Here is a 24,806-nt window from a genome sequence, read left to right as displayed (position 1 = left end):
TGCAAGCCGCAAGCTGCAAGCTCGATCAAAAGCAGAAGCAAGAGCGTGCACCGATCCCGCTTTTCTCTTGCAGCTTGAGGCTTGAAGCTTGGAGCGGTCGCCCATGAACCTTTCGGGTCCTTTCATCAAGCGCCCGGTGGCGACCATGCTGCTGTCGTTGGCGATCATGCTGCTGGGCGGTGTGAGCTTCGGCCTGTTGCCGGTGGCGCCGCTGCCGCAGATGGATTTCCCGGTGATCGTGGTCCAGGCCAGCCTGCCCGGGGCCAGCCCCGAGGTCATGGCCTCCACCGTGGCCACGCCGCTTGAGCGCTCCTTCGGCGCGATCGCCGGGGTCAACACCATGAGCAGCCGCTCCAGCCAGGGTTCGACCCGGGTGATCCTGCAGTTCGACCTGGACCGCGACATCAACGGCGCGGCCCGGGAAGTGCAGGCGGCCATCAACGCCTCGCGCAACCTGCTGCCCAGCGGCATGCGCAGCATGCCCACCTACAAGAAGGTCAACCCGTCCCAGGCGCCGATCATGGTGCTGTCGCTGACCTCCGATGTGCTGGAAAAGGGCCAGCTGTACGACCTGGCCTCGACCATCCTGTCCCAGAGCCTGTCCCAGGTGCAGGGCGTGGGCGAGGTGCAGATTGGCGGCAGCTCCTTGCCAGCGGTGCGCATCGAGCTGGAGCCGCAGTTGCTCAATCAGTACGGCGTGGCCCTGGACGACGTGCGCAACGCCATTGCCAATGCCAACCAGCGCCGGCCCAAGGGCTCGGTGGAGGATGATCAGCGGCTGTGGCAGATCCAGGCCAACGATCAGCTGGAAAAAGCCCGTGATTACGAACCGCTGATCATCCATTACAACAACGGTGCGCCCCTGCGTCTGAAAGACGTGGCCAAGGTCAGTGACGGCGTGGAGGACCGCTACAACAGCGGCTTCTTCAACGACGATGCGGCGGTGCTGCTGGTGATCAACCGCCAGGCCGGGGCCAACATCATCGAGACGGTGAACGAGATCAAGGCCCAGTTGCCGGCGTTGCAGGCGGTGCTGCCGGCCAGCGTCAAGCTCAACCTGGCCATGGACCGCTCGCCGGTGATCAAGGCCACCTTGCATGAGGCCGAGATGACCCTGCTGATCGCCGTGGCCCTGGTGATCCTGGTGGTGTTCCTGTTCCTCGGCAATTTCCGCGCGTCGGTGATCCCGACCCTGGCGGTGCCGGTGTCGCTGGTGGGCACCTTCGCCGTGATGTACCTGTATGGCTTCTCCCTGAACAACCTGTCGCTGATGGCGCTGATCCTCGCCACCGGGCTGGTGGTGGACGACGCCATCGTGGTCCTGGAGAACATTTCCCGGCATATCGACGAAGGCATCGCGCCGATGAAGGCGGCGTACCTGGGGGCCAAGGAGGTGGGTTTCACCCTGCTGTCGATGAACGTGTCGCTGGTGGCGGTGTTCCTGTCGATCCTGTTCATGGGCGGGATCATCGAGAGCCTGTTCCGCGAGTTCTCCATCACCCTGGCGGCGGCCATCGTGGTGTCCCTGGTGGTGTCTCTGACCCTGACCCCGATGCTTTGCGCGCGCTGGCTCAAGCCCCACACCCCGGGCCAGGAAAACCGCCTGCAGCGCTGGAGCCGGCGCAGCAACGAGTGGATGGTGGGCAAGTACGCCACCAGCCTGGACTGGGTGCTGCGGCACAAGCGCCTGACCCTGTTCAGCCTGCTGGTCACCATCGGCGTCAACGTGGCCCTGTACGTGGTGGTGCCCAAGACCTTCATGCCGCAGCAGGACACCGGCCAGTTGATCGGCTTCGTGCGCGGCGACGACGGCCTGTCCTTCAGCGTGATGCAGCCGAAGATGGAGATCTTCCGCCGCGCGGTGCTCAAGGACAGCGCGGTGGAAAGCGTGGCCGGCTTCATCGGCGGCAACAACGGCACCAACAACGCCTTCATGCTGGTGCGCCTCAAACCGATCAAGGAGCGCAATATTTCGGCGCAGAAGGTCATCGAGCGCCTGCGCAAGGAAATGCCCAAGGTGCCCGGCGCGCAACTGATGCTGATGGCCGACCAGGACCTGCAGTTCGGCGGCGGCCGCGAGCAGACCACCTCGCAGTATTCCTATATCCTGCAAAGCGGCGATCTGGGCGAATTGCGCCAGTGGTACCCGAAAGTGGTCACCGCGCTGCGCGCCTTGCCCGAGCTGACCGCCATCGACGCCCGCGAGGGCCGCGGCGCCCAGCAGGTGACCCTGGTGGTCGACCGCGACCAGGCCAAGCGCCTGGGGGTAGACATGGACATGGTCACCGCGGTGCTCAACAACGCCTACAGCCAGCGGCAGATCTCCACCATCTACGACAGCCTCAACCAGTACCAGGTGGTGATGGAGGTCAACCCGAAATACGCCCAGGACCCGATCACCCTGAACCAGGTGCAGGTGATCACCAGCGAGGGCGCGCGGATTCCCTTGTCGGCCATCGCCCACTATGAAAACAGCCTGGAAGACGACCGGGTCAGCCACGAAGGGCAGTTCGCTTCGGAGAGCATTTCCTTCGACATGGCCGAAGGCGTGACCGTGGAGCAGGGCACCGCCGCCATCGAACGGGCGATTGCCAAACTGGGCATGCCCGAGGATGTGATCGTCAAGATGGCCGGCACCGCCGACGCCTTCGCCGCCACTCAGAAGAGCCAGCCGTTCATGATCCTCGGTGCGCTGCTGGCGGTGTACCTGGTGCTCGGGGTGCTCTATGAAAGCTACATTCACCCGCTGACCATTCTCTCCACACTGCCGTCGGCCGGGGTCGGCGCCTTGCTCTCGATCTACGTGCTGGGCGGCGAGTTCAGCCTGATCTCGCTGCTGGGGCTGTTCCTGCTGATCGGCGTGGTGAAGAAGAACGCGATCCTGATGATCGACCTGGCGCTGCAACTGGAGCGCCACCAGGGCCTGGACCCGCTGCAGTCGATCCGCAGTGCCTGCCTGCAGCGCCTGCGGCCGATCCTGATGACCACCCTGGCGGCGATCCTCGGCGCCTTGCCGTTGCTGCTGGGGGGCGCCGAGGGCTCGGAAATGCGCCAGCCCCTGGGCCTGACCATCATTGGCGGCCTGGTCTTCAGTCAGGTCCTGACCCTCTACACCACCCCGGTGGTCTACCTCTATCTCGATCGCCTGCGCCACAAGTTCAACCACTGGCGTGGGGTCCGTACCGATGCCGCTCTGGAAACGCCGCTATGACTGACCAATCGTCCCGTCCCGTTACTCTGCTGTCCGCCCAGCGCCTGGCCATGGCCCGGGGCTCGCGGGCCTTGAGCCTGGGCCTGTGCGTGGCGCTGCTCAGTGCCTGCGCCATCGGACCCGACTACCAGCGGCCCCAGGTGGCCGAGCCTGTGCAGTACAAGGAGGCCCAGGGCTGGCGCCAGGCCAATCCCAGCGATGCCCTGGCCCGGGGCGCCTGGTGGGAGCTGTACGGTGACGCCCAGCTCAACGGCCTGATCGAGCGGCTCAACCGTTCCAACCAGAGCGTGGCCCAGTCCGAAGCCCAGTACCGTCAGGCCCAGGCCCTGGTGCGCAGCTCCCGTGGGGCGTTCTTTCCCAGTGTCGACCTCAGCGCCGGCAAGACCCGGGCCAGCCAGGGCACCGGCAGCAGCAGTTCGGGGCTGAGCAGCTCCAGCAGCGGCATTCGCGACACCTACAACACCCAGTTGGGCGTGAGCTGGGAGGCGGATGTCTGGGGCAAGCTGCGCCGTGGCCTGGAAGCCAATCAAGCCAGCGCCGAGGCGAGCTTCGCCGATCTGGCGGCGATGCGCCTGAGCCAGCAGTCGGAACTGGTGCAGAACTACCTGCAACTGCGGGTGATCGACGAACAGAAGCGCCTGCTGGAAGCCACGGTGGCGGCCTATCAGCGCTCCCTGACCATGACCCAGAACCAGTATCAGGCCGGGGTGTCCGGCAAGGACGCCGTGGCCCAGGCCCAGACCCAGCTCAAAAGCGCCCAGGCCGACCTGATCGACCTGATCTGGCAGCGGGCGCAGTTCGAAAACGCCATCGCGGTGCTGATGGGCGTACCGCCGGCCGAGTTCAACCTGGCAGAAACCCCGCGGATTCCGTTGCTGCCCCAGGTCCCCCTGGCGGTGCCCTCGCAGTTGCTGGAGCGGCGTCCGGACATCGCCTCGGCGGAGCGTTCGGTGATGGCCGCCAATGCCAATATCGGCGTGGCCAAGGCGGCCTATTACCCGGACCTGACCCTGAGCCTGGCCGGCGGCTACAGCAGCAGTACCTACGCCGACTGGATCAGCCTGCCGAACCGCTTCTGGTCGGTGGGCCCCAAGCTGGCCATGACCCTGTTCGACGGTGGCCAGCGCTCGGCGGAAGTGGATCGCACCCAGGCGGCCTATGACCAGACCGTGGCCAAGTACCGGCAGACCGTGCTCGACGGTTTCCGCGAGGTGGAAAACTACATGATCCAGCTCAAGGTCCTGGAGGACGAGGCGGGGGTGCGTCAGCAGGCCCTGGATTCGGCCCGCGAGGCCCTGCGCCTGACCGAGAACCAGTACAAGGCCGGACTCATCGGTTATCTGGACGTGGTCACCAGCCAGACCACCGCCCTGAGCAACGAGCGCAGCGTCCTCAGCCTGCTGCAGAGCCGGCTGATTGCCAGCGTGCAATTGATCGCCGCGCTGGGTGGCGGCTGGGACGGCCAGCTGCAGGTCGGCGAGCAGAAATAGGCCGCCATCAGGGCCTCGCGCAGGGGGGCGCGAGGGCCGCGGACATGGCCGCGCAACGGCCTTGCCCACAAGCCTTGTAGGGGCATCAAAGGCCCGGGGCAGACGTTCTGTCCGGCTACTGGCGGTTTGCTCACTTTGTAGATGCGTTCTTCTGCGCAATCAGTACAATCTGCGCTTTTGCCCGCCGGGCAAACATCGGCACAACGGCCAAGAGATGCCCCATGCTCATCGGTAGTTACTCCCCCGCGTTGGTCGTGATCTCCATTTTCGTGGCGATCCTCGCTTCCTACACCGCCCTCGATCTCACCGGACGCATCGCCACCACCAAAGGCCGTGCGGCCTACCTGTGGATGTGCGGCGGAGCCTTGGCCATGGGCATCGGTGTGTGGTCCATGCACTTTATCGGCATGCTCGCCTTCGAGCTGCCCATCGAGCTGGGCTACGACATCGCGCTGACCGCCTTGTCGCTGCTGATCTCGATTCTCTCCTGCGGCTTTGCCCTGTGGCTGGTGAGCCAGCCTCGCCTGCCGCTATGGCAACTGCTGTTCGGCGCCTTGATCATGGGCGCCGGCATCAGTGGCATGCACTACACCGGCATGGCGGCGATGCGCATGCAGCCGGGTATCGACTACGACCCGAGCCTGTTCAGCGCCTCGTTGCTGATTGCCTTCGGTGCTTCGCTGGCGGCGTTGTGGATCGCCTTCCGCCTGCGCCAGAACACGCCCCATGTGCGTCTGGCCCGCACCGGCGCGGCGGTGGTCATGGGGTTTGCCATCGTCGGCATGCATTTCACCGGCATGGCCGCTGCGCGTTTCAGTGACGGCAGTTTCTGCGGGGCCCTGGGCAATGGCCTGAGTGGCAAGGGCCTGGACAATCTGGTGCTGATCACCACCCTGGCGGTGCTGATCATCGCCTTGCTGACCTCGGTGCTGGACGCGCGCCTGGAAGCCCGCACCGCGGTGCTGGCGCAGTCCTTGACCGAGGCCAACAAGGAGCTGACCCAACTGGCTCTGCACGACACCCTGACCGGTCTGCCGAACCGCATTCTGCTGGCGGACCGCATCGATCAGGCGATGCACCGGGTGACCGCCCATGGCGGCTGCTTTGCGCTGATGTTCATCGATCTGGACGGCTTCAAGCCGGTCAACGACGCGTTTGGCCATCACATGGGCGACCAGTTGCTGCGGGAGGTGGCCCTGCGCCTGCGCGAGGACCTGCGCAGCGAAGACACCCTGGCACGGATCGGCGGCGACGAGTTCGTGCTGCTGGTGCAGCTCGGCGAGCCGGATGATGCCTTGCGCCTGGCGGCGCGGCAGGTGGGCCTGGTGTCCCGCTCGTTCCGCGTGGCCGACCACGAGCTGCAGATTTCCGCCAGCATCGGCATCGCGGTGTATCCCGGCAATGGCCTGACCGCCCAGGAACTGCTGATGAATGCCGACGCGGCCATGTATCACGCCAAGGCCACCGGCAAGAACGGCTACAGCTTTTTCGATGCGTCGATGAACAGCAACGCCCGGCGCCAGCTGCAGTTGCTCCAGGACCTGCGCAATGCCCTGGAACACAATCAGTTCCGCCTCTACTACCAGCCCAAGTTCGATGCCAGCGACGGGCGTCCGGTGGGGGCCGAGGCGCTGTTGCGCTGGGAGCATCCGCAACACGGCCTGCTGCTGCCGGACAAGTTCATCGAACTGGCGGAGAAGAGCGGGCTGATCATCGCCATCGGCGACTGGGTGCTGCACGAGGCCTGCCGGCAGATGCGCCAGTGGTATGTCCAGGGCTACACCGACTGGCGCATCGCGGTGAACCTCTCGGCCTTGCAGTTCTGCCATGTGGGGCTGGTCAAGAGTGTGGCCCAGGCCCTGGAGCGCAATCAGTTGCCGGCCAACAACCTGACCCTGGAAATCACCGAGACGACGGCGATGAACGACGCCGATGTCAGCATGATCGTGCTGCAGCAGCTGTCGGACATGGCGGTGGACCTGTCCATCGACGATTTCGGCACCGGCTATTCGAGCCTGATGTACCTCAAGCGCCTGCCGGCCAACGAGTTGAAGATCGACCGTGGTTTCGTCCGTGACCTGGAGCACGACAGCGACGACGCCGCCATCGTCTCGGCGATTGTCGCCCTGGGCCAGGCCCTGGGCCTGCGCATCGTCGCCGAGGGGGTGGAGAGCGGGGTGCAGCAGAGTTTCCTCACCCAGCTGGGCTGCGACTCGCTGCAAGGCTATTACCTGGGTCACCCGCTACCGCCCGAGAGCTTCATGCAGGGTATCCACCAGGCTGAACAACAGGCCCGGCACGACACCTGAGGCTGGCCTCGGCCGGCCATCGCCAGGGGCACGGTCCTGTGATCCCGGAATAGAGGCTGTTTGATGTCACTGCGGTTTTCATCGCTGCCTGCGGGGTGTTTAATGGCGGGCGTTGAAATGATCAGTCAGGGAGTCGGCAGTATGGACAAAGTCATCGTCATCACCGGTGGCGGGCGGGGAATCGGTGCGGCCACGGCATTGCTGGCCGCGCAGCAGGGTTTCAAGGTGTGCATCAATTACCAGGCCGACGAGCAGGCGGCTCATCAGGTGCTGGAGCAGGTTCGCGCCCTGGGTGTGCAGGCCATCACGGTGCGGGCCGACGTCAGTATCGAAGACGAAGTCATCGGTTTGTTCCAGCGGGTCGACAGCGAGCTGGGCCGGGTCACCGCCCTGGTCAACAACGCCGGGACCGTGGGGCACAAGTCCCGTCTCGATGAAATGTCCGAATTCCGCATCCAGAAGATCATGAAGACCAATGTCATGGGGCCGATCCTCTGCGCCAAGCACGCGGTGCTGCGCATGTCGCCGCGCCATGGCGGGCAGGGCGGCAGCATCGTCAACGTCTCGTCGGTGGCGGCGCGCCTGGGTTCTCCGGGCGAATACGTCGACTACGCTGCGTCCAAGGGTGCCCTGGACACCTTTACCATCGGCCTGTCCAAGGAAGTGGCGGGCGAGGGCATCCGCGTCAATGCGGTGCGTCCGGGCTACATCTACACCGACTTCCATGCCCTGAGCGGTGACGCCGACCGGGTCAGCAAACTGGAATCGGCGATTCCCATGGGCCGTGGCGGACGTCCCGACGAAGTGGCCGAAGCCATTCTCTGGCTGCTGTCGGACAAGGCCTCCTACACCACCGGCAGCTTCATCGACCTGGGCGGCGGCCGCTGAGCCCCCGCAAGTCTGCGGCCTATCCCGCAGGAGCCGGCTTGCCGGCGAAGGGGCCCTCAAGTCTTGCGCCGACCTCGCAGACGCCTTCGCTGGCAAGCCAGCTCCTACAGCCCCCTCTGAGCTTGTGGTCTGCCATGTAGGAGCCGGCTTGCCGGCGAAGAGGCCCTCAAGCGTTGTGCCGACTTCGCAGACGCCTTCGCTGGCAAGCCAGCTCCTACAGCCCATCTGAGCTTGTGGTCTGCCATGTAGGAGCCGGCTTGCCGGCGAAGAGGCCCTCAAGCCTTGCGCTGACCTCGCAGACGCCTTCGCTGGCAAGCCAGCTCCTACAGCCCCCCTGAGCTTGTGGTCTGCCATGTAGGAGCCGGCTTGCCGGCGAAGAGGCCCTCAAGCCTTGCGCCGACCTCGCAGACGCCTTCGCTGGCAAGCCAGTTCCTGCGGTTTCCTTCAGTTGGCGCGGCGGCGGCCGGGGCCGATCAGCAACGCCAGCAACAGCCCCAGCACGTTGATGACAAAACCCATCAACAACGGCGCCAGGTACCCCAGGGTTTCCCCCGGACGGGTGCAGCTGTAGCCATATCCGTAGCCTTGTTCATGGGCCCAGACGTCCGGTGTGGCGCCCAGGTCCACGGGTGCCGAAGGCTCGGGCTGCTCCTCGGAGAACCCCAGGTTCGAATGGCTCGCGCTGCGCCTTTCCAACTGTTCGATGGCCTGCAACTGGGCGTCGTTGCAGCGGCTCTGCGCCCAGCTGCCCACCACCACCAGGGTCGACAACAACAGCAGCAGAGGCACCGGGTAGTAGCGCCGGGTGCGCAGCAGGGGCGCCACCAGCAGCCCGGCGAAGAAACCGGCCAGCAGCAGATTGATCCAGTACCAGGGGGCGCCTTCCAAGCTTGGCGGTACCAGGAACGACAGCAGCAGTGGCAGGACAACGCGGGCAAACAGCAGGCACAAGGCCGCGGCAAGCAGAGTGATCAGCAGGGTCTTGATCCAGGATTTCATGGGCAGTGCATCACCTTTTTTAAGCAGGGGAGGTCAACGGGGCGTATCAGTCCGGTATCGCCCCTTGGGAAATTGGCGGGGTAAAGCGTCGGGCGTATTCGAGCATCTCCCGGGGGAAGATCATGTGCTTGACCGCGCTGTCGTCCAGGCCGAACAGGTAGGCCACGGCAGCGGCTTCAAAGGCCCAGTAGCCGAAGTAGGAACCCTCGTCGCCTTGCAGGTGGGAGTCGTGCCAGGGAGCCTGTTCGAACGCCTCGTACCACTGGTTGCAGTACTCCACCAGCAGTTCCCGAGGCTCGTCCGGGTCTTCGCTGTAGATCGCCCAGATCAGGGGCGAGTAGAGGCTGTGGTACCACTCATCGAGCTCGGCGCGATCCGGCAGGTAGGGCTTGAGCAGGTCCTCGATCAGGGTGTCCTGGCCGCCAAAGCCGGCGCGGTCCTGCAGCAGCACCAGACGCGGTAGCAGGTCGCTGCGTTGCAGGAGGATGCACAGGCTGATCACCTGGACATATTCCTCGTACTCGTCGGGGTAGTCTTCGATGTTCAGTGGCGCGATATCCGGCCGTTCTTCATAAACCTCCAGCTTGCGCTGGTAGTCCTCGTAGCCTTCGATCACCCCGTCCAGCTCCCGGGCCAGTTGCTCCATGGGGGCACCGCCGGTGTAGCCCAGGATCAAATGGTGCAGGCGCGCGCTTCGCACCGTGGAGGCCTTGAGGGAGGCTTCCTGCTCGGGGCTGTCGGCCATCATCGAATGGGTCTGCCAATGGGCTTCTTCGCCGGCCAGGCTTTCGAGGAAGTCGTGGTACTGCTTGTGGCTGAGAAACACTTGTCTGCGGTTCATGTCGGTGCCTGGCTTCAGTAGACGGGAATCAGGGTGAAGGGCGCCTTGCGCTGCGAGGTTTCCAGCAGCAGGGTCGCCAGGTCGACTTCGGCGGGCTCCAGGTCGAGCGCTTCCAGCTCTTCTTCCAGTTGCTGCGCATCGGCCGCCAGGGCCTTGATCGGCTGGCGCAGGTAGGGACGCGGGTCTTCGCCGTAGTAGATCTTCACCGGGCCCTCAGGGATGCCTTCCAGGCGGGCAAAACCCTCTTCATCGAGGCTGCCCTCGGCTTGCGAGCCGTCACTGAACACCGCTCGGTAGGCGGCGCCGGACACCGGTTCCAGGTTGGGGTAGTGCAGGTTCAGCTCCAGCCAGTGACCTTCGCCGGTGAGGTGTTCCAGGCCCTGGTTGATGTCCTGGGCAAGGCTCGCGGCGTCCTGGCTTGCCGGCTGCGGCGCGGGGGTGAGGGTGGTTGCGCGCGGCTCCAGGGAAGACTGCGGCTTGGGCACCAGGGCCGGGCCGCGGCTGTGGGCGGCGGCCGAGTTGTTGCGCTGCTCGGCGATCCACGGGGCGATGCGCTCTTGCACCGAGGTCATGAGGAATTCGGTGTGTTCGCAGGCTTCGTTGAGGTTGTGCAGCACCAGGCGCTGCTGCTGGGGCGTCAGGCCGTTGAAGGTGCCGGAGGCGCTCACGCCGCGGATGATCTCGGGCAGTTCTTCGGCCAGGCGCATTGGGTCCAGGCACTTTTCCAGCAGCTGTTCGGGGCTGGTTTTCAGGCGGCAGGCCATCAGGGCGTAGCGGATCATGTCGAAGAGCTTTTCGGCGTGGCGCTGGGGCGCGCGGTTGATCAGGCGCAGGAGGATCTTCAGGCCTTGTCCCGGGCCGGGGATCCAGCCGATCAGGGCCAGGGCCAGGTCGAAGAAGGCGTCTTCCTCGTCCTTGGGGTTGTTGATGGCGTCCAGTTCGAAGATCGCCTGGATGCAGTCGTAGGCGTTGAGTTCCTGGGTCAGCAGGGGCAGGCGGCCGCGTTCGATGGCCTTGAGCAGTTCGGCCTTGGCCTCTGGGTAGTCGTCGTAATACAGGTCTTCGACCATGACGTGTTCCTTTCCCTGGAAAATTGGAGTGCGGATGCTGAAGGAAACGAGGGGGTGGGGCAAGGGAGTTTGGGTTCTTTCAGGGGCTGGAATGCCGACCCAGACAAACGACCATCGTGTCTAAAGGGGCAGGAAGGTCAAAAGCCAAAGCAAGACGGCGGCCTACCGGCCTGGTTTCATTTGACCTTTACAGGGCGACGTTGCTCTTGGCAGGGCCGAAGGTCCTGCGGACCTTTTCGCAGCTTCGCCGTGGCTCAGCAGCGGCTACAGAACAATATAGGGCTCTGTAGCCGCTGCCGCAGGCTGCGAACGGCCGACGCAGCAGGCGCTAAACCTGCCACCTCGATGCACCTGATACACCCCATCGCCCGACTCCCCCTGCGCCTGCAGCACTCAAAAGGAGCGGATGATCCGCCCCAGGGTTTCCATGGCCTGTTCCGCGGCGTCGTTCCAGGGGCTGCCGTAGTTCAGGCGGATGCAGTTGCGAAAGCGCTGGGTCGGGGAAAAGATCGGTCCGGGGGCGATGCTGATGCCTTGGGCCAGGGCCATCTGGAACAGTTTCAGCGAGTCCATCTGCGGTGGCAGTTCCAGCCACAGGAAGTAACCGCCCGCCGGCTGGCTGACCCGGGTCTGCGCCGGGAAGTAGCGGGCAATCGCCGCCAGCATGGCGCTCTGCTGTTCTTCCAGGGCGTAGCGCAGTTTGCGCAGGTGGCGGTCGTAGCCGCCGTGCTGCAGGTAGTCGGCAATCGCCGCCTGGGCCGGCATCGAGGCACACAGCGAGGTCATGAGTTTCAGCCGTTCGATTTTCTGTGCGTAACGCCCGGCGGCCACCCAGCCGATGCGGTAGCCCGGGGCCAGGCTCTTGGCGAAGGAGCCGCAGTGCATCACCAGGCCCTCGGTGTCGAAGGCCTTGGCCGGTTTCGGCGCCTGCTGGCCGTAGTACAGCTCGGCATAGACGTCGTCTTCGATCAGCGGCACCTGGTGCTGGCGCAGCAGCTCCACCAGTTCCTGCTTCTTGGCCTCGGGCATGCTCGCGCCCATGGGGTTCTGGAAGCTGGTCATGCACCAGCAGGCCTTGATCGGGTGCCGCTCCAGGGTCTGGGCCAGGACTCCAAGGTCGATGCCGTCCCGCGGGTGCACGGGAATCTCCACCGCCTTGAGCTTGAGCCGTTCCAGCACTTGCAGGCTGGCGTAGAAGGCCGGGGCCTCGATGGCCACCAGGTCGCCGGGCTCGGTTACGGCCTGCAGGCACAGGTTCAGGGCCTCCAGGGCGCCGTTGGTGATCAGCAGCTCCTCCATGGGCAGCATCAGCCCGGCCACCATGTAGCGCAGGGCGATCTGCCGGCGCAGTTGCGGGTTGCCCGGGGACATGTCGGTGACCACCACCCGCGGGTCCATCTCGCGGCTGGCGCTGGCCAGGGACCGGGACAGGCGTTGCAAGGGGAACAGGGTCGGGCTGGGGAACGCCGAGCCGAAGGGCACGGTGCTCGGGTCCTTGATCGAGTCGAGCACCGAGAACACCAGTTCGCTGACATCGACTTCGGTGGATTCGTTGACTTCGCTGCTGATCACCGGCTCGGAGAACGGGCTCGGCGCGTGGGCGTTGACGAAGTAGCCGGAGCGCGGGCGGGCGCGGATCAGGCCGCGGCGCTCCAGCAGGTAGTAGGCCTGGAACACCGTCGACGGGCTGACCCCGTAGGTCTGGCTGGCGTAGCGCACCGAAGGCACGCGCTGGCCCGGACCCAGGACCCCGGAACGGATCAGTTCGGCGATGTCGTCGGCGAATTTTTCGTAGCGTTTCATCTGCGGGGCAAGATCCAGTCTGGTCATCGGGTCAAGGTGTTCGGTGGCGAGGGAGTCGGGGGACTCGACGGCCAGGGCGGGCCCATGGCGGCGTCGAGTACAGCGTTCCCGTGGCCCGGGGGAGTCAGCAGGTTCCCCGGCCACGGCATTCTAGAGGCTTAGCGGTTCATCGGCGCGACAAAACGGCTCTTGGCCACGGCGTAGACGCCAGGGTCATCGCTGTCGGCGACCTTGAAGCTGATGGCCTGGGAACTGCTTTGCGCACGGTCCTGGGTCATTGCCACCGACACCGGCAGGTCGGTGATTTCCCCCGGGGCCAGGCTCAGCTCGGTCTTGCCTTGCAGTTCGAAGCCATCGCCGTCCACCAGGGCCAGGCGGTAGTTCTGGCGTTCCTGGGTCTTGTTGATGATCTTCAGGCTGTAGATGTTCTCGATCTGCCCCATGGCGTTCTCGCGGAACAGGCCGCGGTCCTTGCTCACGTCCAGGGACACCATCGGCCGTTGCACCAGGGCCAGGACCAGGGCGCCGATCATCACCAGCAGCACCGCGCTGTAGCCCACCAGGCGCGGCCGCAGCAGGTGGGTCTTGCCCCCTTGCAGCTCGTGTTCGGAGGTGTAGGCGATCAGGCCCCGGGCATAGCCCATCTTGTCCATGATCGAGTCGCAGGCGTCGATACAGGCGGCGCAGCCGATGCACTCCATCTGCAGGCCGTCGCGGATGTCGATGCCGGTGGGGCAGACCTGCACGCACAGCTGGCAGTCGATGCAATCCCCCAGTCCGACGTCGGCAGGCTTCACATCGCGCTTGCGCGGGCCACGGCTTTCACCGCGCACCGGGTTGTAGGAGATGGTCAGGGTGTCCTTGTCGAACATCACGCTCTGGAAGCGGGCATAGGGGCACATGTGCATGCACACCGCTTCGCGCAGCCAGCCGGCGTTGATGTAGGTGGCCGCGGCGAAAAACAGCACCCAGAACAGGCTCAGGCCACCGATCTGCAGGGTCAGCAGCTCGTGGGCCAGGGGGCGGATCGGGGTGAAGTAGCCGACGAAGGTCAGCCCGGTGAGCAGGCTGATGCCCAGCCACAGGGTGTGCTTCATGGCGCGGCGGGCCAGCTTGTTCAGGCCCCAGGGCGCGGCTTGCAGCTTGATGCGCTGGTTACGCTCGCCTTCGGTGACCTTTTCGCACCACATGAACAGCCAGGTCCACGAGCTTTGCGGGCAGGTGTAGCCGCACCAGACCCGGCCGGCGAACACCGTGATGGCGAACAGGCCGAAGGCGCAGATGATCAGCAGCGCCGAGAGGAGAATGAAGTCCTGGGGCCAGAAGGTCGCGCCGAAGATGTGGAACTTGCTTTCGGCCAGGTCCCAGAGCACCGCCTGGCGGCCGCCCCAGTTCAACCAGACCGTGCCGAAGAACAGCAGGAACAGAAAACCCGCGCCGGTCATGCGCAGGGTACGGAACAAACCGGTGAAGCTGCGGGTGTAAACGTGTTTGTCGGTGGTCTTCGACTTCATCTGTTTGGGTTGTGAAGGTTCGAAGGTCTCTACTAATCGGACGGGGATTCTTTCGCTCATGGTCGTTCGCTCATCAGCCTCCATCAGGCCGCGCAACTATGACCACGGATCTGTTTGCATAACAGACTCAGGTATTTGATAAAAAACCGTATCAGATGAGCTTTTCCGGGGCCCTGCGACAACTTGCTGCACCCCCTCCAGCACCCCCAGGGATGGCCGCATGGGCCTCTGGCACAGGCCTGTGCGGACAGCCCTGATCCAGGTCAGTCAAATCACCGAATCACCCTCGGTGGCCTTCAGATGGCGCCGGCCGTCGGTAGCGCCCGCCACGGTCAAGGCGTCGGCTTGGGCCTCGGTGATGTAGACCCGTTCGCCTGTCAGATCCACCGCCGACATGGATTTGGCGCTGTCGGTGATGACGGTCACGGCGCTGGCGGGCAGGCGCAGGTGAATGGTGTCGGTGTCGAAATAGCAGGTCTGGTTTTCTATGCGCAGGCTCATGGTGCGTTCCTCTTGGCGGTGGGCATACAGGTTAGGGGCCGGGGTGGAGCCCGGGTTCGACGGCGGCGATCAACGGTGCCTGGCGGCGGTTGCCGCCGCCGACCTGCCGGGACCGCTGGCTATGCTTGGAGCTCCACCGGTGGCTGGGTAGTGGGCGGATCGCCCTTGGGCGGTGCGGTGGTGCCGGGCGGATCCTGCTCGGGCACCGGTGGCGGTTCGCTGGGGGGCAAGGGCGGCTGGTCGAGGTTCGGGTCGGGGGTTTCTGCCGGGATCGGGATATTCATCGCTATGGCCTCCTTTGTGCTTGTCGATGCACAGGCTCTTGCGGTGGACCCTGCGTACGCGGATTTGATTCCCGTCGCCTGGCCGAGCAATTGCGCTGAACTTTCGCCGCGGCCTGTGGCTCGGACACTAGGTGCATGGATTCACCGGGGTGCCGCCGGCTCCACAACCAGAGCGTCTTGGACGTGTTAGAGGGGTGATGCTCGATGACTGCAGAGAAACCGACACAACAGCACGACCACCTGTCGCAGCTGCCCTTGTCCCAGGCCTTGCTGCTGCCGCGCATCGCCATCGAGAACACCCGTCCGGTGCTCGATGGCGGGCAGTTTGCGGTCAAGGCGGTGGAGGGCCAGGAGGTCGAGGTGACGTGCAAGGTGTTCGCCGACGGTCACGACCGGCTGGCGGTGCGCGTGCGCTGGCGCAACGAGGGCCAGGACAGCTGGTACAGCCAGGCTCTGGAGGATCAGGGCAACGATGGTTGGCTGGGGCGCTTCCCGGTGCCGGTGGTGGGTCGCTACCGCTTCTGCATCCAAGCCTGGATCGACCAGTTCGCCAGCTTCTGCCACGAGCTGGAGAAAAAGCACCAGGCCGGGGTGCCGGTGAGCCTGGAGCTGCAGGAGGGGCGCAATCAGGTGCAGCAGGCCGCCGAACGCAGCGAGGGGCCGTTGCGCGAGCAATTGCTTGCGTTGCGCGAGCAACTGGCCGGATTGCTGGAGACCGAGCAGGTGGCGTTGTTTCTCGCGGAGCGCAGCGCCCGGCTGATGGCCGAGGCCGATCACCGTCCCTACCTGAGCCTGAGCCCCGAGTACCCGGTGGATGTGGAGCGCAAGCGCGCGCAGTTCGCCAGCTGGTACGAGCTGTTTCCCCGTTCGATCACCGATGATCCCCGGCGCCACGGCACCTTCGACGATGTCCATGGGCGGCTGTCGATGATCCATGACATGGGCTTCGACGTGCTGTACTTCCCGCCGATCCATCCCATTGGCCGCCGCCATCGCAAGGGCCGCAACAATGCCCTCAGCGCCGCGCCGGACGACCCCGGCAGCCCTTACGCGATTGGCAGCGAGGAGGGCGGCCATGAGGCCATCCATCCGCAACTGGGCAGCCGGGAGGACTTTCGCCGACTGGTGGCCGCCGCCGCCGACCACGGCCTGGAAATCGCCCTGGACTTCGCCATCCAGTGCTCCCAGGACCACCCCTGGCTCAAGCAGCATCCGGGCTGGTTCAACTGGCGACCGGACGGCACCATCAAATACGCCGAGAACCCGCCGAAGAAGTACCAGGACATCGTCAATGTCGACTTCTATGCCGCCGAGGCCATCCCCGGTCTGTGGCTGGAACTGCGGGACATCGTCCTCGGCTGGGTCGAGGAGGGGGTCAAGCTGTTTCGCGTGGACAACCCCCACACCAAGCCGCTGCCGTTCTGGCAGTGGCTGATCGCCGACGTGCGCGGCCGGCACCCGGAGGTGATCTTCCTGGCCGAAGCCTTCACCACCCCGGCGATGATGGCGCGCCTGGGCAAGATCGGTTACTCCCAGAGCTACACCTACTTCACCTGGCGCAACACCAAGAGCGAACTGGCCAGCTACTTCAGCGAACTCAACCAGTCGCCATGGCGCGAGTGCTTCCGACCGAACTTCTTCGTCAACACCCCGGACATCAATCCGGCGTTTCTGCATGAGTCGGGGCGCCCGGGGTTTCTGATCCGCGCGGTGCTGGCCAGCATGGGCTCGGGGCTGTGGGGCATGTACTCCGGGTTCGAACTCTGCGAGTCGGCGGCGCTGCCGGGCAAGGAGGAATACCTGGATTCGGAGAAGTACGAGATCCGCCCCCGGGATTTCAACGCCGCCGGCAACATCATTGCCGAGATCGCCCAGCTCAACCGCATCCGCCGGCAGAACCCGGCGCTGCACAGCCACCTGGGGCTCAAGCTGTACAACGCCTGGAACGACCAGATCCTGTATTTCGGCAAGCGCAGCGCCGAGGGCGACAACTTCGTGCTGGTGGCGGTCAGCCTCGATCCGTTCAACCCGCAGGAGGCCCATTTCGAGCTGCCGCTGTGGGAAATGGGGCTGCCTGACGATGCCTCGACCCAGGGCGAAGACCTGATGAACGGCCACCGCTGGACCTGGTACGGCAAGACCCAATTCATGCGCCTGGAACCGGCGCAGCCCTTCGGCATCTGGCGCATCAGTCCCCTGTAGGAGCCGGCTTGCCGGCGAAGAGCCCCATGAGCCTTGCGCCGGCCTGGCCAACGCCTGCGCTGGCAAGCCAGCTCCTACCGCTGTCGTGGCGCATCGGCAGGTGCGTCGGCGCTCATTCATTTTTTCAAGGAGTCCGACATGGCCAAGAAACCCCGCACCGCGACCTTTATCAAGGACCCGCTCTGGTACAAGGACGCGGTGATCTACCAGGTGCATGTGAAGTCCTTTTTCGATTCCAACAACGATGGAATCGGCGACTTTCCCGGGCTGATCGCCAAGCTCGACTACATCAAGGACCTGGGGGTCAACACCCTCTGGCTGTTGCCGTTCTACCCCTCGCCACGGCGCGACGACGGCTACGACATCGCCGAATACCGCGGGGTCAGCCCCGACTACGGCACCCTGGCCGACGTGCGGCGCTTTATCGCCGAGGCCCACAAGCGCGAGCTGCGGGTGATCACCGAACTGGTGATCAACCACACCTCGGACCAGCACCCCTGGTTCCAGCGGGCGCGCAAGGCCAGGCCCGGTTCGGCGGCGCGCAATTTCTACGTGTGGTCCGACGACGACCAGAAGTACGCCGGCACCCGGATCATCTTTCTCGACACCGAGAAGTCCAACTGGACCTGGGACCCGGTGGCCGGCCAGTACTTCTGGCACCGCTTCTATTCCCACCAGCCGGACCTCAACTTCGACAACCCCCAGGTGATGAAGGCGGTGCTCTCGGTCATGCGCTACTGGCTGGACATGGGCATCGACGGCCTGCGCCTGGACGCCATTCCCTACCTGATCGAGCGCGATGGCACTCACAACGAAAACCTTCCCGAAACCCACGACGTGCTCAAGCGCATTCGCGCCGAGATCGATGCCCACTACCCGGACCGCATGCTCCTGGCCGAGGCCAACCAATGGCCGGAAGACACCCAGCTGTACTTCGGGCAGGCCGTCAACGGCGCCGACGGCGACGAGTGTCACATGGCCTTTCACTTCCCGCTGATGCCACGCATGTACATGGCCCTGGCCCAGGAAGACCGCTTCCCGATCACCGATATCCTGCGCCAGACCCCGGAGATCCCGGCCCACTGCCAATGGGCGATCTTCCTGCGCAACCACGATGAGCTGACCCTGGAGATGGTCACCGACAAGGAGCGCGACTACCTGTGGAACTACTACGCCGCCGACCGCCGGGCGCGGATCAACCTGGGCATCCGCCGGCGCCTGGCGCCGCTGATGGAGCGCGACCGGCGGCGCATCGAGCTGCTCAACAGCCTGCTGCTGTCGATGCCCGGCACCCCGACCCTGTATTACGGCGACGAGATCGGCATGGGCGACAACATCTACCTGGGGGACCGCGACGGCGTTCGCACGCCGATGCAGTGGTCCATCGACCGCAATGGCGGCTTCTCCCGGGCCGACCCGGCCAGCCTGGTGCTGCCGCCGATCATGGACCCGCTGTATGGCTATCAGTCGGTCAATGTCGAGACTCAGTCCGGCGATCCTCACTCCCTGCTCAACTGGACCCGGCGCATGCTGGCGGTGCGCAAGCAGTCCAAGGCCTTTGGCCGTGGCAGCCTGAAGATGCTGTCGCCGAGCAACCGGCGGATCCTGGCCTACACCCGGGAATACACCGACGCCGACGGCCATCAGGAAATCATCCTGTGCGTGGCCAACGTCTCGCGCAGTGCCCAGGCCGCGGAGCTGGACCTGTCGGCGTTCGCCGGCAGGGTCCCGGTGGAAATGCTCGGCGGCAATGCCTTTCCGCCCATCGGCCAATTGCACTTTCTGCTGACCCTGGCGCCCTACGGCTTTTACTGGTTCGTCCTGGCCGCCGAGCAGCAGATGCCCAGCTGGCACGTGGAACCGGCCCAGAGCCTGCCGGACTTCTGCACCCTGGTCCTGAAAAAGCGCCTGGAAGAATTGCTCGAAGCCCCGGCGCGCACCACCCTGGAGCACGAAGTGCTGCCCCTCTGGCTGCCCAAGCGCCGCTGGTTCGCCGGCAAGGACAGCGCCCCGCAAGCACTGCGCATCGCCTACGCCGTGCGCTTTGGCGACCCTCGGCATCCGGTGCTGCTCAGCGAGATCGAGGTCAGCGGCGACGGCCAGTCCGAGCGCTATCAGTTGCCCTTCGGCCTGCTCGGTGAAGAGCAGTTCGGCAGTGCCTTGCCCCAGCAACTGGCCATGGCCCGGGTGCGCCGTGGGCGCCAGGTGGGCCTGATCACCGATGCCTTCGCCCTCGACAGTTTCGTGCGCGACGTGCTCCAGGCCCTGCAGGCCCGCACCCGGCTGCAGAGCGAAGCCGGGTCGATCCGTTTCGAGGGCAGCCCGGCCCTGGATGGGCTGGGCCTGGGGGCCGAGTCCGAGGTGCGCTACCTGTCGGCGGAGCAGTCCAACAGTTCGGTGGTGGTGGGCGGCAGCCTGGTGCTCAAGCTGCTGCGCCGGGTGTCCGCCGGCGTGCATCCGGAGCTGGAAATGGGCGCCTTCCTCACGTCCGCGGGCTTTGCCCATATCTCGCCCCTGCTGGGTGCGGTGCTGCGTTGCGATGCCCAGGGCGAGGACCACCTGCTGATGATCGCCCAGGGCTACCTGAGCAATCAGGGCGACGCCTGGGAGTGGACGCAGAACACCCTGCAGCGGGCCATCCACGATGAGCTGGCGGATGCCATGTCCGAGCAGGAGCAGCATTACAACGCCCTTGGCGAACTGCGGGAGTTTGCCGGGCTGCTGGGCCGGCGCCTGGGGGAAATGCACCTGTTGCTGGCGGCCCCGGGCAGCGGCCCGGACTTTGCACCACAAGTGAGCACGCTCAAGGACACCCAGGCCTGGAATCGGCAGGTGGCCGGGCAAGTGGAACGAGGGTTGCAGGTGCTCAAGCAGCATCAAGGTGCACTGAGCACCCGGGACCGGCAGTGGGTGAGTCGATTGTTGCAGCACAAGGCGCAGATCCTCGGTCATATCCAGCAGCTGGCCAAACAGCTGGTGGGCGGCCTGCGCATCCGGGTCCACGGCGATCTGCACCTGGGCCAGGTGCTGGTGGTCAAGGGTGACGCCTACCTGATCGACTTCGAGGGCGAGCCGGCGCGGTCCCTGGCCGAGCGCCGGGGCAAGCACAGCCCGTACAAGGACGTCAGCGGGGTGTTGCGCTCCTTCGACTATGCCGCAGCCATGGCCCGCGAGGCGCCGGTGGTCGATGGCTCGCCGGCGGCCGCGGCGGCGCGGGAGCGGGTGCTGCGGCGTTACCTCGACCAGGCGCGGCAGGCCTTTGTCCAGGCGTATCGGCTGGCGACGGCTACGCTTGCCCATGGCTGGCAGGAGCCCGGCGCCGCGGATGCCGCCCTGGCCCTGTTCAGCCTGGAGAAGGCCGCCTATGAGTTGGCCTATGAAGCGCAAAACCGGCCCACCTGGCTCCACGTGCCCCTGCACGGCCTGGTCGGGCTGTTGAGTGAGCTGCAAGCTTTTTCCGAACTTGAGCGTGGTGGAGAGCAGTCATGAGTGTCTCGAACAAGGAACAGGGAAAGCCCACAGCGGCATTGCTGCCCTCGGCCAAGGCCATCGAAGCCCTGGTACGGGCAGAACATCAGGACCCGTTCGCCATTCTCGGCCCCCACGGCGACGGCGCGGGCGGTCAGTTCATTCGCGCCTTTGTGCCCGGGGCACTGAGCGTGCAAGTGCTGGACCGGGACCAGCAGCAGGTCCTGGGCAGCCTGCAGGCCGCCGAGGCGCCGGGGCTGTTTGTCGGGCATTTCGACGAGTGCCGGGCCTATCTGCTACGGGTGCAGTGGGCCGGAGGCGAGCAGGTCAGCGAAGACCCCTACAGCTTCGGCCCGTTGCTGGGGGAGATGGACCTGTACCTGTTCGCCGAAGGCAATCACCGCGATCTGAGTGCATGCCTGGGCGCCCAGGTGATGTGCGTGGACGGCGTCGCCGGGGTGCGCTTCGCGGTCTGGGCGCCCAATGCCCGGCGCGTCTCGGTGGTGGGGGACTTCAATATCTGGGACGGGCGCCGCCATCCGATGCGCCTGCGCCATCCTTCCGGGGTCTGGGAGCTGTTCATCCCGCGGCTGCAGGCCGGCGAGGCCTACAAGTACGAGATTCTCGGGGCCCAGGGCATCCTGCCGCTCAAGGCCGATCCCATGGCCCTGGCCACGCAACTGCCGCCGGAGACCGCCTCGCGGGTCGCCGAACCGCTGGATTTCGACTGGCAGGACCAGTCGTGGATGGCGCAACGCAGCCAGCTGCAGCGGCCCGACGCGGCACTGTCGATCTACGAGCTGCACGCCGGCTCCTGGCAGTGCGAGGTGGACGACCTGGGGGAGGTGGCCCGCCAGTACAGCTGGGCCGAGCTGGCCGAGCGCCTGATTCCCTACGTCAAGGACCTGGGGTTCACCCATATCGAACTGATGCCGATCATGGAGCATCCCTTTGGCGGCTCCTGGGGCTACCAGCCGTTGTCGCAGTTCGCCCCCAGCGCCCGCTATGGCAGCCCGCGGGATTTCGCCGCCTTTGTCGACGCCTGCCACCGGGCGCAGCTCGGGGTGATCCTCGATTGGGTGCCGGCGCATTTTCCCACCGATGCCCACGGCCTGGCGCAATTCGACGGCACTGCGCTGTATGAATACGGCAATCCCCTGGAAGGCTTCCATCAGGACTGGGACACCCTGATCTACAACCTCGGGCGCACCGAAGTGCACGGTTTCATGCTGGCTTCGGCGCTGCACTGGCTCAAGCATTTCCACGTCGACGGCCTGCGGGTGGACGCCGTGGCCTCGATGCTCTACCGCGACTATTCGCGCAAGGCCGGGGAGTGGGTGCCCAACCGCCATGGCGGTCGCGAGAACCTGGAAGCCATCGATTTTCTGCGCCACCTCAACGACGTGGTGGCCCTGGAAGCGCCAGGGGCCCTGGTGATCGCCGAAGAGTCCACGGCCTGGCCCGGGGTCAGCCGGCCCACGGACCAGGGCGGCCTGGGCTTTGCCTACAAATGGAACATGGGCTGGATGCACGACTCGCTGCATTACATCCAGCAGGACCCGGTGTACCGCGCCCATCACCACAACGAGCTGAGTTTCGGCCTGGTGTATGCCTGGTCCGAACGCTTCATCCTGCCGATCTCCCACGACGAGGTGGTGCACGGCAAGCATTCGCTGATCGACAAGATGCCCGGCGACCGCTGGCAGAAGTTCGCCAACCTGCGGGCCTACCTGAGCTTCATGTGGACCCATCCGGGCAAGAAGCTGCTGTTCATGGGCTGCGAGTTCGGCCAGTGGCGCGAGTGGAACCACGATCAGCAACTGGACTGGTACCTGCTGCAATACCCCGAGCACCGCGGGGTGCAAAAGCTGGTGACGGACCTCAACCAGCTGTATCGCCAGTACCCGGCACTGCATGACCAGGACGACGTGCCCCAGGGCTTCCAATGGCTGATCGGCGATGACGCGATCAACAGCGTGTACGCCTGGTTGCGCTGGAGCCGCAGCGGCGAGCCGTTGCTGGTGGTGGCCAACTTCACCCCGGTGCCGCGCCAGGCCTACCGGGTCGGCGTGCCCCTGGCCGGGCGCTGGAGCGAACTGCTCAACAGCGATTCGCAGCTGTATGCCGGCTCCAACTACGGCAACGGCGGCGAGGCGTTCAGCCAAGAGCAGGGCAGCCATGGCCAGGCCCTGTCCCTGGTGCTCAACCTGCCGCCCCTGGCGGTCCTGGTGCTGCGCCCTGACCGTGGCGATGCCCCGTAGAAGCCGGCTTGCCGGCGAACCGTGCGCGGCGCCCGGTGCGGCCACGGTGCACGCCGTCGCTGGCCGGCCCGCACCTGCGGCGGTTGCCCGCGCACCCCTGGCGGGCCGGGCAGCGAGCCTCGGCTAGAGGTGCACTTCCACCGCCAGGGGCAGGTGGTCGGAGAGGTGGGTCCAGGGTTTGTTGCCGAGAATCTGCGGTCGATGGCTGCTGGCGTTGCGCAGGTAGATGCGGTCCAGGCGCAGCAACGGCCAGCGGGCCGGGTAGGTCTTGGCCGGGCGGCCGTGATGGCGCTCGAAGGCTTCGTGCAGGTCGTCCCGTCGCCCCAGGGTGACATTGCCGTGCATCTGCCAGTCGTTGAAGTCGCCGGCGATGATCACCGGCGCCTCGGCGGGCAGGGATTCGAGCAACTGGCACAGCAGGGCCAGTTGCTGTTGCCGATGGCTCTCCAGCAGGCTCAGGTGCACGCAGATGGCGTGCACTTCGGCGTGGCCCGGCACATCCAGTACGCAGTGCAGCAGGCCCCGGCGTTCGGGGCCGGTGATGGAGACATCAAGGTTGCGGTACTGGCGGATGGGAAACTTCGACAGCAGGGCGTTGCCGTGATGGCCGTCGGGGTACACCGCATTGCGCCCGTAGGCGTAATCGCTCCACATGCTGTCGGCGAGAAATTCGTATTGCGACTGCTCGGGCCAGTTGTTCAGGCGTGAGGCGTGGCGCTCATGCTCCCCCTGCACTTCCTGGAGAAACACCAGATCGGCCCGGGTGCTGCGTACCGCCTCGCGCAGCTCCGGAAGAATGAAGCGCCGGTTGAGGGCGGTGAAGCCCTTGTGAGTATTGACGGTCAGCACCCGCAGGCGGCTGATGCCTGGTGGGTCGGGCTGAGGGGGGCAATCGATGCTCACGCGGGCTCCTGTGTTTCCGTGGCGGTTACTGATGGGACTGACGGCAGGCGCTCGCGTTCAGCTGAATGTGCATCGGCCCCGGTCTACATCAGGATGATCTCGTAGGGCAGGCGCAAGCGCTCCAGCAGCACCGGAGACAGCGCCGGCTCCAGGCCGATCTCCGGCTCGCCCTGCAGCTGGCTGGCATAGGCGTGGGCAGCATGCCGCTTGCGGGCCACGGTCCAGGTGTCCAGGCGCAGCTTGCGGGCCCGCTGCCAGGGGATCTGATGCTCCTCCCGCGACGGCCAGTGCCAGGCCCACAGCGGAATTTCGTAGAAGCGTGCGCCCACCAGGGCCGTCGCCTTGGCCGTCGCCCGGCCCACCGCTTCGTGATCGAGGTTGCCGTCGGCGCGCCAGGTGCTGAACACCACGTCGCTGTCGCGCAGGTAGCGGCTGATGAAGGGCACCAGTTGCTGCTCGCGCTCGCTCAGGGCGTTGTCGGCAAAGCCGCCGCGAATCCACTTCAGGCTGTGCAGCGGCAAGCCCAGGCGACGCAGGGCCTCGGCGCTTTCCTGGGGGCGGAACACGCTGAGGCGGCGCTTGGGCCAGCGTTCCGAGCCCGGGTGGCTGGCACTGCCGTCGCTGATGGAGATCAACTGCAAAGGGTGGCCGTGGTGGGCCAGCACTTGCAGCAGTCCGCCGCTGGCGACCACCTCGTCACCGGGGTGGGGGGCGACGATCACCGCCCGTGAGCCTGGCGGAACCAGGCTGGCCAGGTTGATGGCCGGGACCTCGGCCAGTCGGCGGGCGGAGTTCCATATCTGGCTGGACCAGCTGTTGTCTACTGCGGGTATGGCTTTCATGAGGTGTCACGTCCCTGTTTGTCGGGTCGCGGCCTGGGCGGTGGAACCACCGTCGAGCCGCGCCCCTGGGTTTGTCCGCACGCTGATTCCGGCATCCGCCTCAGCGTGAAGTACCGGCGCTCCATCCCTTTGGGGCGCCGCGATGCGGGGCTCATCATACACAGCCTGGAACCGTCCACGCAGGGGCGGCCCAAGCTTTGTTCAAGCATTACGAACCCTG

16 protein-coding genes are annotated in these 24,806 nt (G+C 65.6%); 7 read left to right on the top strand and 9 right to left on the bottom strand.

What is annotated here, in order from left to right; all coding sequences use genetic code 11:
- The first annotated feature begins 103 nt into the window (after window positions 1-103).
- From PST29_RS16245 to PST29_RS16230, 4 genes are all read left to right on the top strand, one after another.
- Window positions 104-3,211, top strand: a complete 3,108-nt coding sequence (locus tag PST29_RS16245; protein WP_060843693.1) for an efflux RND transporter permease subunit — start codon at window positions 104-106, stop codon at window positions 3,209-3,211.
- A complete protein-coding gene (locus PST29_RS16240; protein WP_060843692.1) occupies window positions 3,208-4,701 on the top strand; it encodes an efflux transporter outer membrane subunit in 1,494 nt (497 codons plus the stop codon). The genes PST29_RS16245 and PST29_RS16240 overlap by 4 nt, the downstream gene beginning before the upstream one ends.
- Window positions 4,702-4,922: 221 nt before the next feature.
- On the top strand, window positions 4,923-7,010 hold the full coding sequence (locus PST29_RS16235) for a putative bifunctional diguanylate cyclase/phosphodiesterase (protein ID WP_060843691.1): 2,088 nt from the start codon (window positions 4,923-4,925) through the stop codon (window positions 7,008-7,010).
- Between the two features lie 141 nt (window positions 7,011-7,151).
- Window positions 7,152-7,898, top strand: coding sequence for an SDR family oxidoreductase (locus PST29_RS16230; RefSeq protein ID WP_060839453.1), 747 nt, complete (start codon window positions 7,152-7,154; stop codon window positions 7,896-7,898).
- Between the two features lie 444 nt (window positions 7,899-8,342).
- Here PST29_RS16230 and PST29_RS16225 read toward each other — a convergent pair whose 3' ends face one another.
- The 7 genes from PST29_RS16225 to PST29_RS32250 form a co-directional block, all read right to left on the bottom strand.
- Window positions 8,343-8,897 (bottom strand): hypothetical protein, encoded by a 555-nt coding sequence (locus PST29_RS16225; RefSeq protein ID WP_060839452.1) that lies wholly within the window; start codon window positions 8,895-8,897, stop codon window positions 8,343-8,345.
- A 46-nt stretch (window positions 8,898-8,943) separates the two neighbouring features.
- Window positions 8,944-9,738 carry a PoNe immunity protein domain-containing protein gene (locus PST29_RS16220; protein ID WP_060839451.1) on the bottom strand — a complete coding sequence of 265 codons (795 nt, stop codon included), beginning with the start codon at window positions 9,736-9,738 and terminating at the stop codon, window positions 8,944-8,946.
- Window positions 9,739-9,752: 14 nt separating this feature from the next.
- A complete protein-coding gene (locus PST29_RS16215; protein WP_060843690.1) occupies window positions 9,753-10,808 on the bottom strand; it encodes a hypothetical protein in 1,056 nt (351 codons plus the stop codon).
- Between the two features lie 393 nt (window positions 10,809-11,201).
- Window positions 11,202-12,611 (bottom strand): GntR family transcriptional regulator MpaR, encoded by a 1,410-nt coding sequence (gene mapR / locus PST29_RS16210; RefSeq protein WP_047304573.1) that lies wholly within the window; start codon window positions 12,609-12,611, stop codon window positions 11,202-11,204.
- Between the two features lie 158 nt (window positions 12,612-12,769).
- Window positions 12,770-14,185 (bottom strand): cytochrome c oxidase accessory protein CcoG, encoded by a 1,416-nt coding sequence (gene ccoG / locus PST29_RS16205; protein WP_060843689.1) that lies wholly within the window; start codon window positions 14,183-14,185, stop codon window positions 12,770-12,772.
- Window positions 14,186-14,392: 207 nt separating this feature from the next.
- Window positions 14,393-14,626, bottom strand: coding sequence for a DUF3203 family protein (locus PST29_RS16200; RefSeq protein ID WP_060843688.1), 234 nt, complete (start codon window positions 14,624-14,626; stop codon window positions 14,393-14,395).
- A 119-nt stretch (window positions 14,627-14,745) separates the two neighbouring features.
- Window positions 14,746-14,910, bottom strand: coding sequence for a hypothetical protein (locus PST29_RS32250; protein WP_164990736.1), 165 nt, complete (start codon window positions 14,908-14,910; stop codon window positions 14,746-14,748).
- Window positions 14,911-15,114: 204 nt separating this feature from the next.
- On the opposite strand from PST29_RS32250, the gene PST29_RS16195 reads away from it, so the two are divergent.
- The 3 genes from PST29_RS16195 (at window position 15,115) to glgB (ending at window position 22,841) form a co-directional block, all read left to right on the top strand.
- Window positions 15,115-17,112 carry an alpha-1,4-glucan--maltose-1-phosphate maltosyltransferase gene (locus PST29_RS16195; protein ID WP_060843687.1) on the top strand — a complete coding sequence of 666 codons (1,998 nt, stop codon included), beginning with the start codon at window positions 15,115-15,117 and terminating at the stop codon, window positions 17,110-17,112.
- A 138-nt stretch (window positions 17,113-17,250) separates the two neighbouring features.
- A complete protein-coding gene (treS, locus tag PST29_RS16190; RefSeq protein WP_060843686.1) occupies window positions 17,251-20,601 on the top strand; it encodes a maltose alpha-D-glucosyltransferase in 3,351 nt (1,116 codons plus the stop codon).
- Window positions 20,598-22,841, top strand: a complete 2,244-nt coding sequence (gene glgB / locus PST29_RS16185; RefSeq protein WP_060843685.1) for a 1,4-alpha-glucan branching protein GlgB — start codon at window positions 20,598-20,600, stop codon at window positions 22,839-22,841. Before treS ends, glgB begins: the two co-directional genes overlap by 4 nt.
- Before the next feature lie 123 nt (window positions 22,842-22,964).
- On the opposite strand, the gene PST29_RS16180 is transcribed toward glgB, so the two are convergent.
- Both PST29_RS16180 and PST29_RS16175 read right to left on the bottom strand, forming a co-directional pair.
- On the bottom strand, window positions 22,965-23,744 hold the full coding sequence (locus tag PST29_RS16180) for an endonuclease/exonuclease/phosphatase family protein (protein ID WP_060843684.1): 780 nt from the start codon (window positions 23,742-23,744) through the stop codon (window positions 22,965-22,967).
- 83 nt (window positions 23,745-23,827) lie between these two features.
- Window positions 23,828-24,586 (bottom strand): PIG-L deacetylase family protein, encoded by a 759-nt coding sequence (locus PST29_RS16175; RefSeq protein ID WP_060843683.1) that lies wholly within the window; start codon window positions 24,584-24,586, stop codon window positions 23,828-23,830.
- Between the last annotated feature and the right edge of the window lie 220 nt (window positions 24,587-24,806).

Source organism: Pseudomonas sp. St29 (assembly GCF_001547915.1).
In the GTDB taxonomy this organism is placed as follows: Bacteria; Pseudomonadota; Gammaproteobacteria; order Pseudomonadales; family Pseudomonadaceae; genus Aquipseudomonas.
This window is presented reverse-complemented; position numbering and strand designations above follow the sequence as displayed.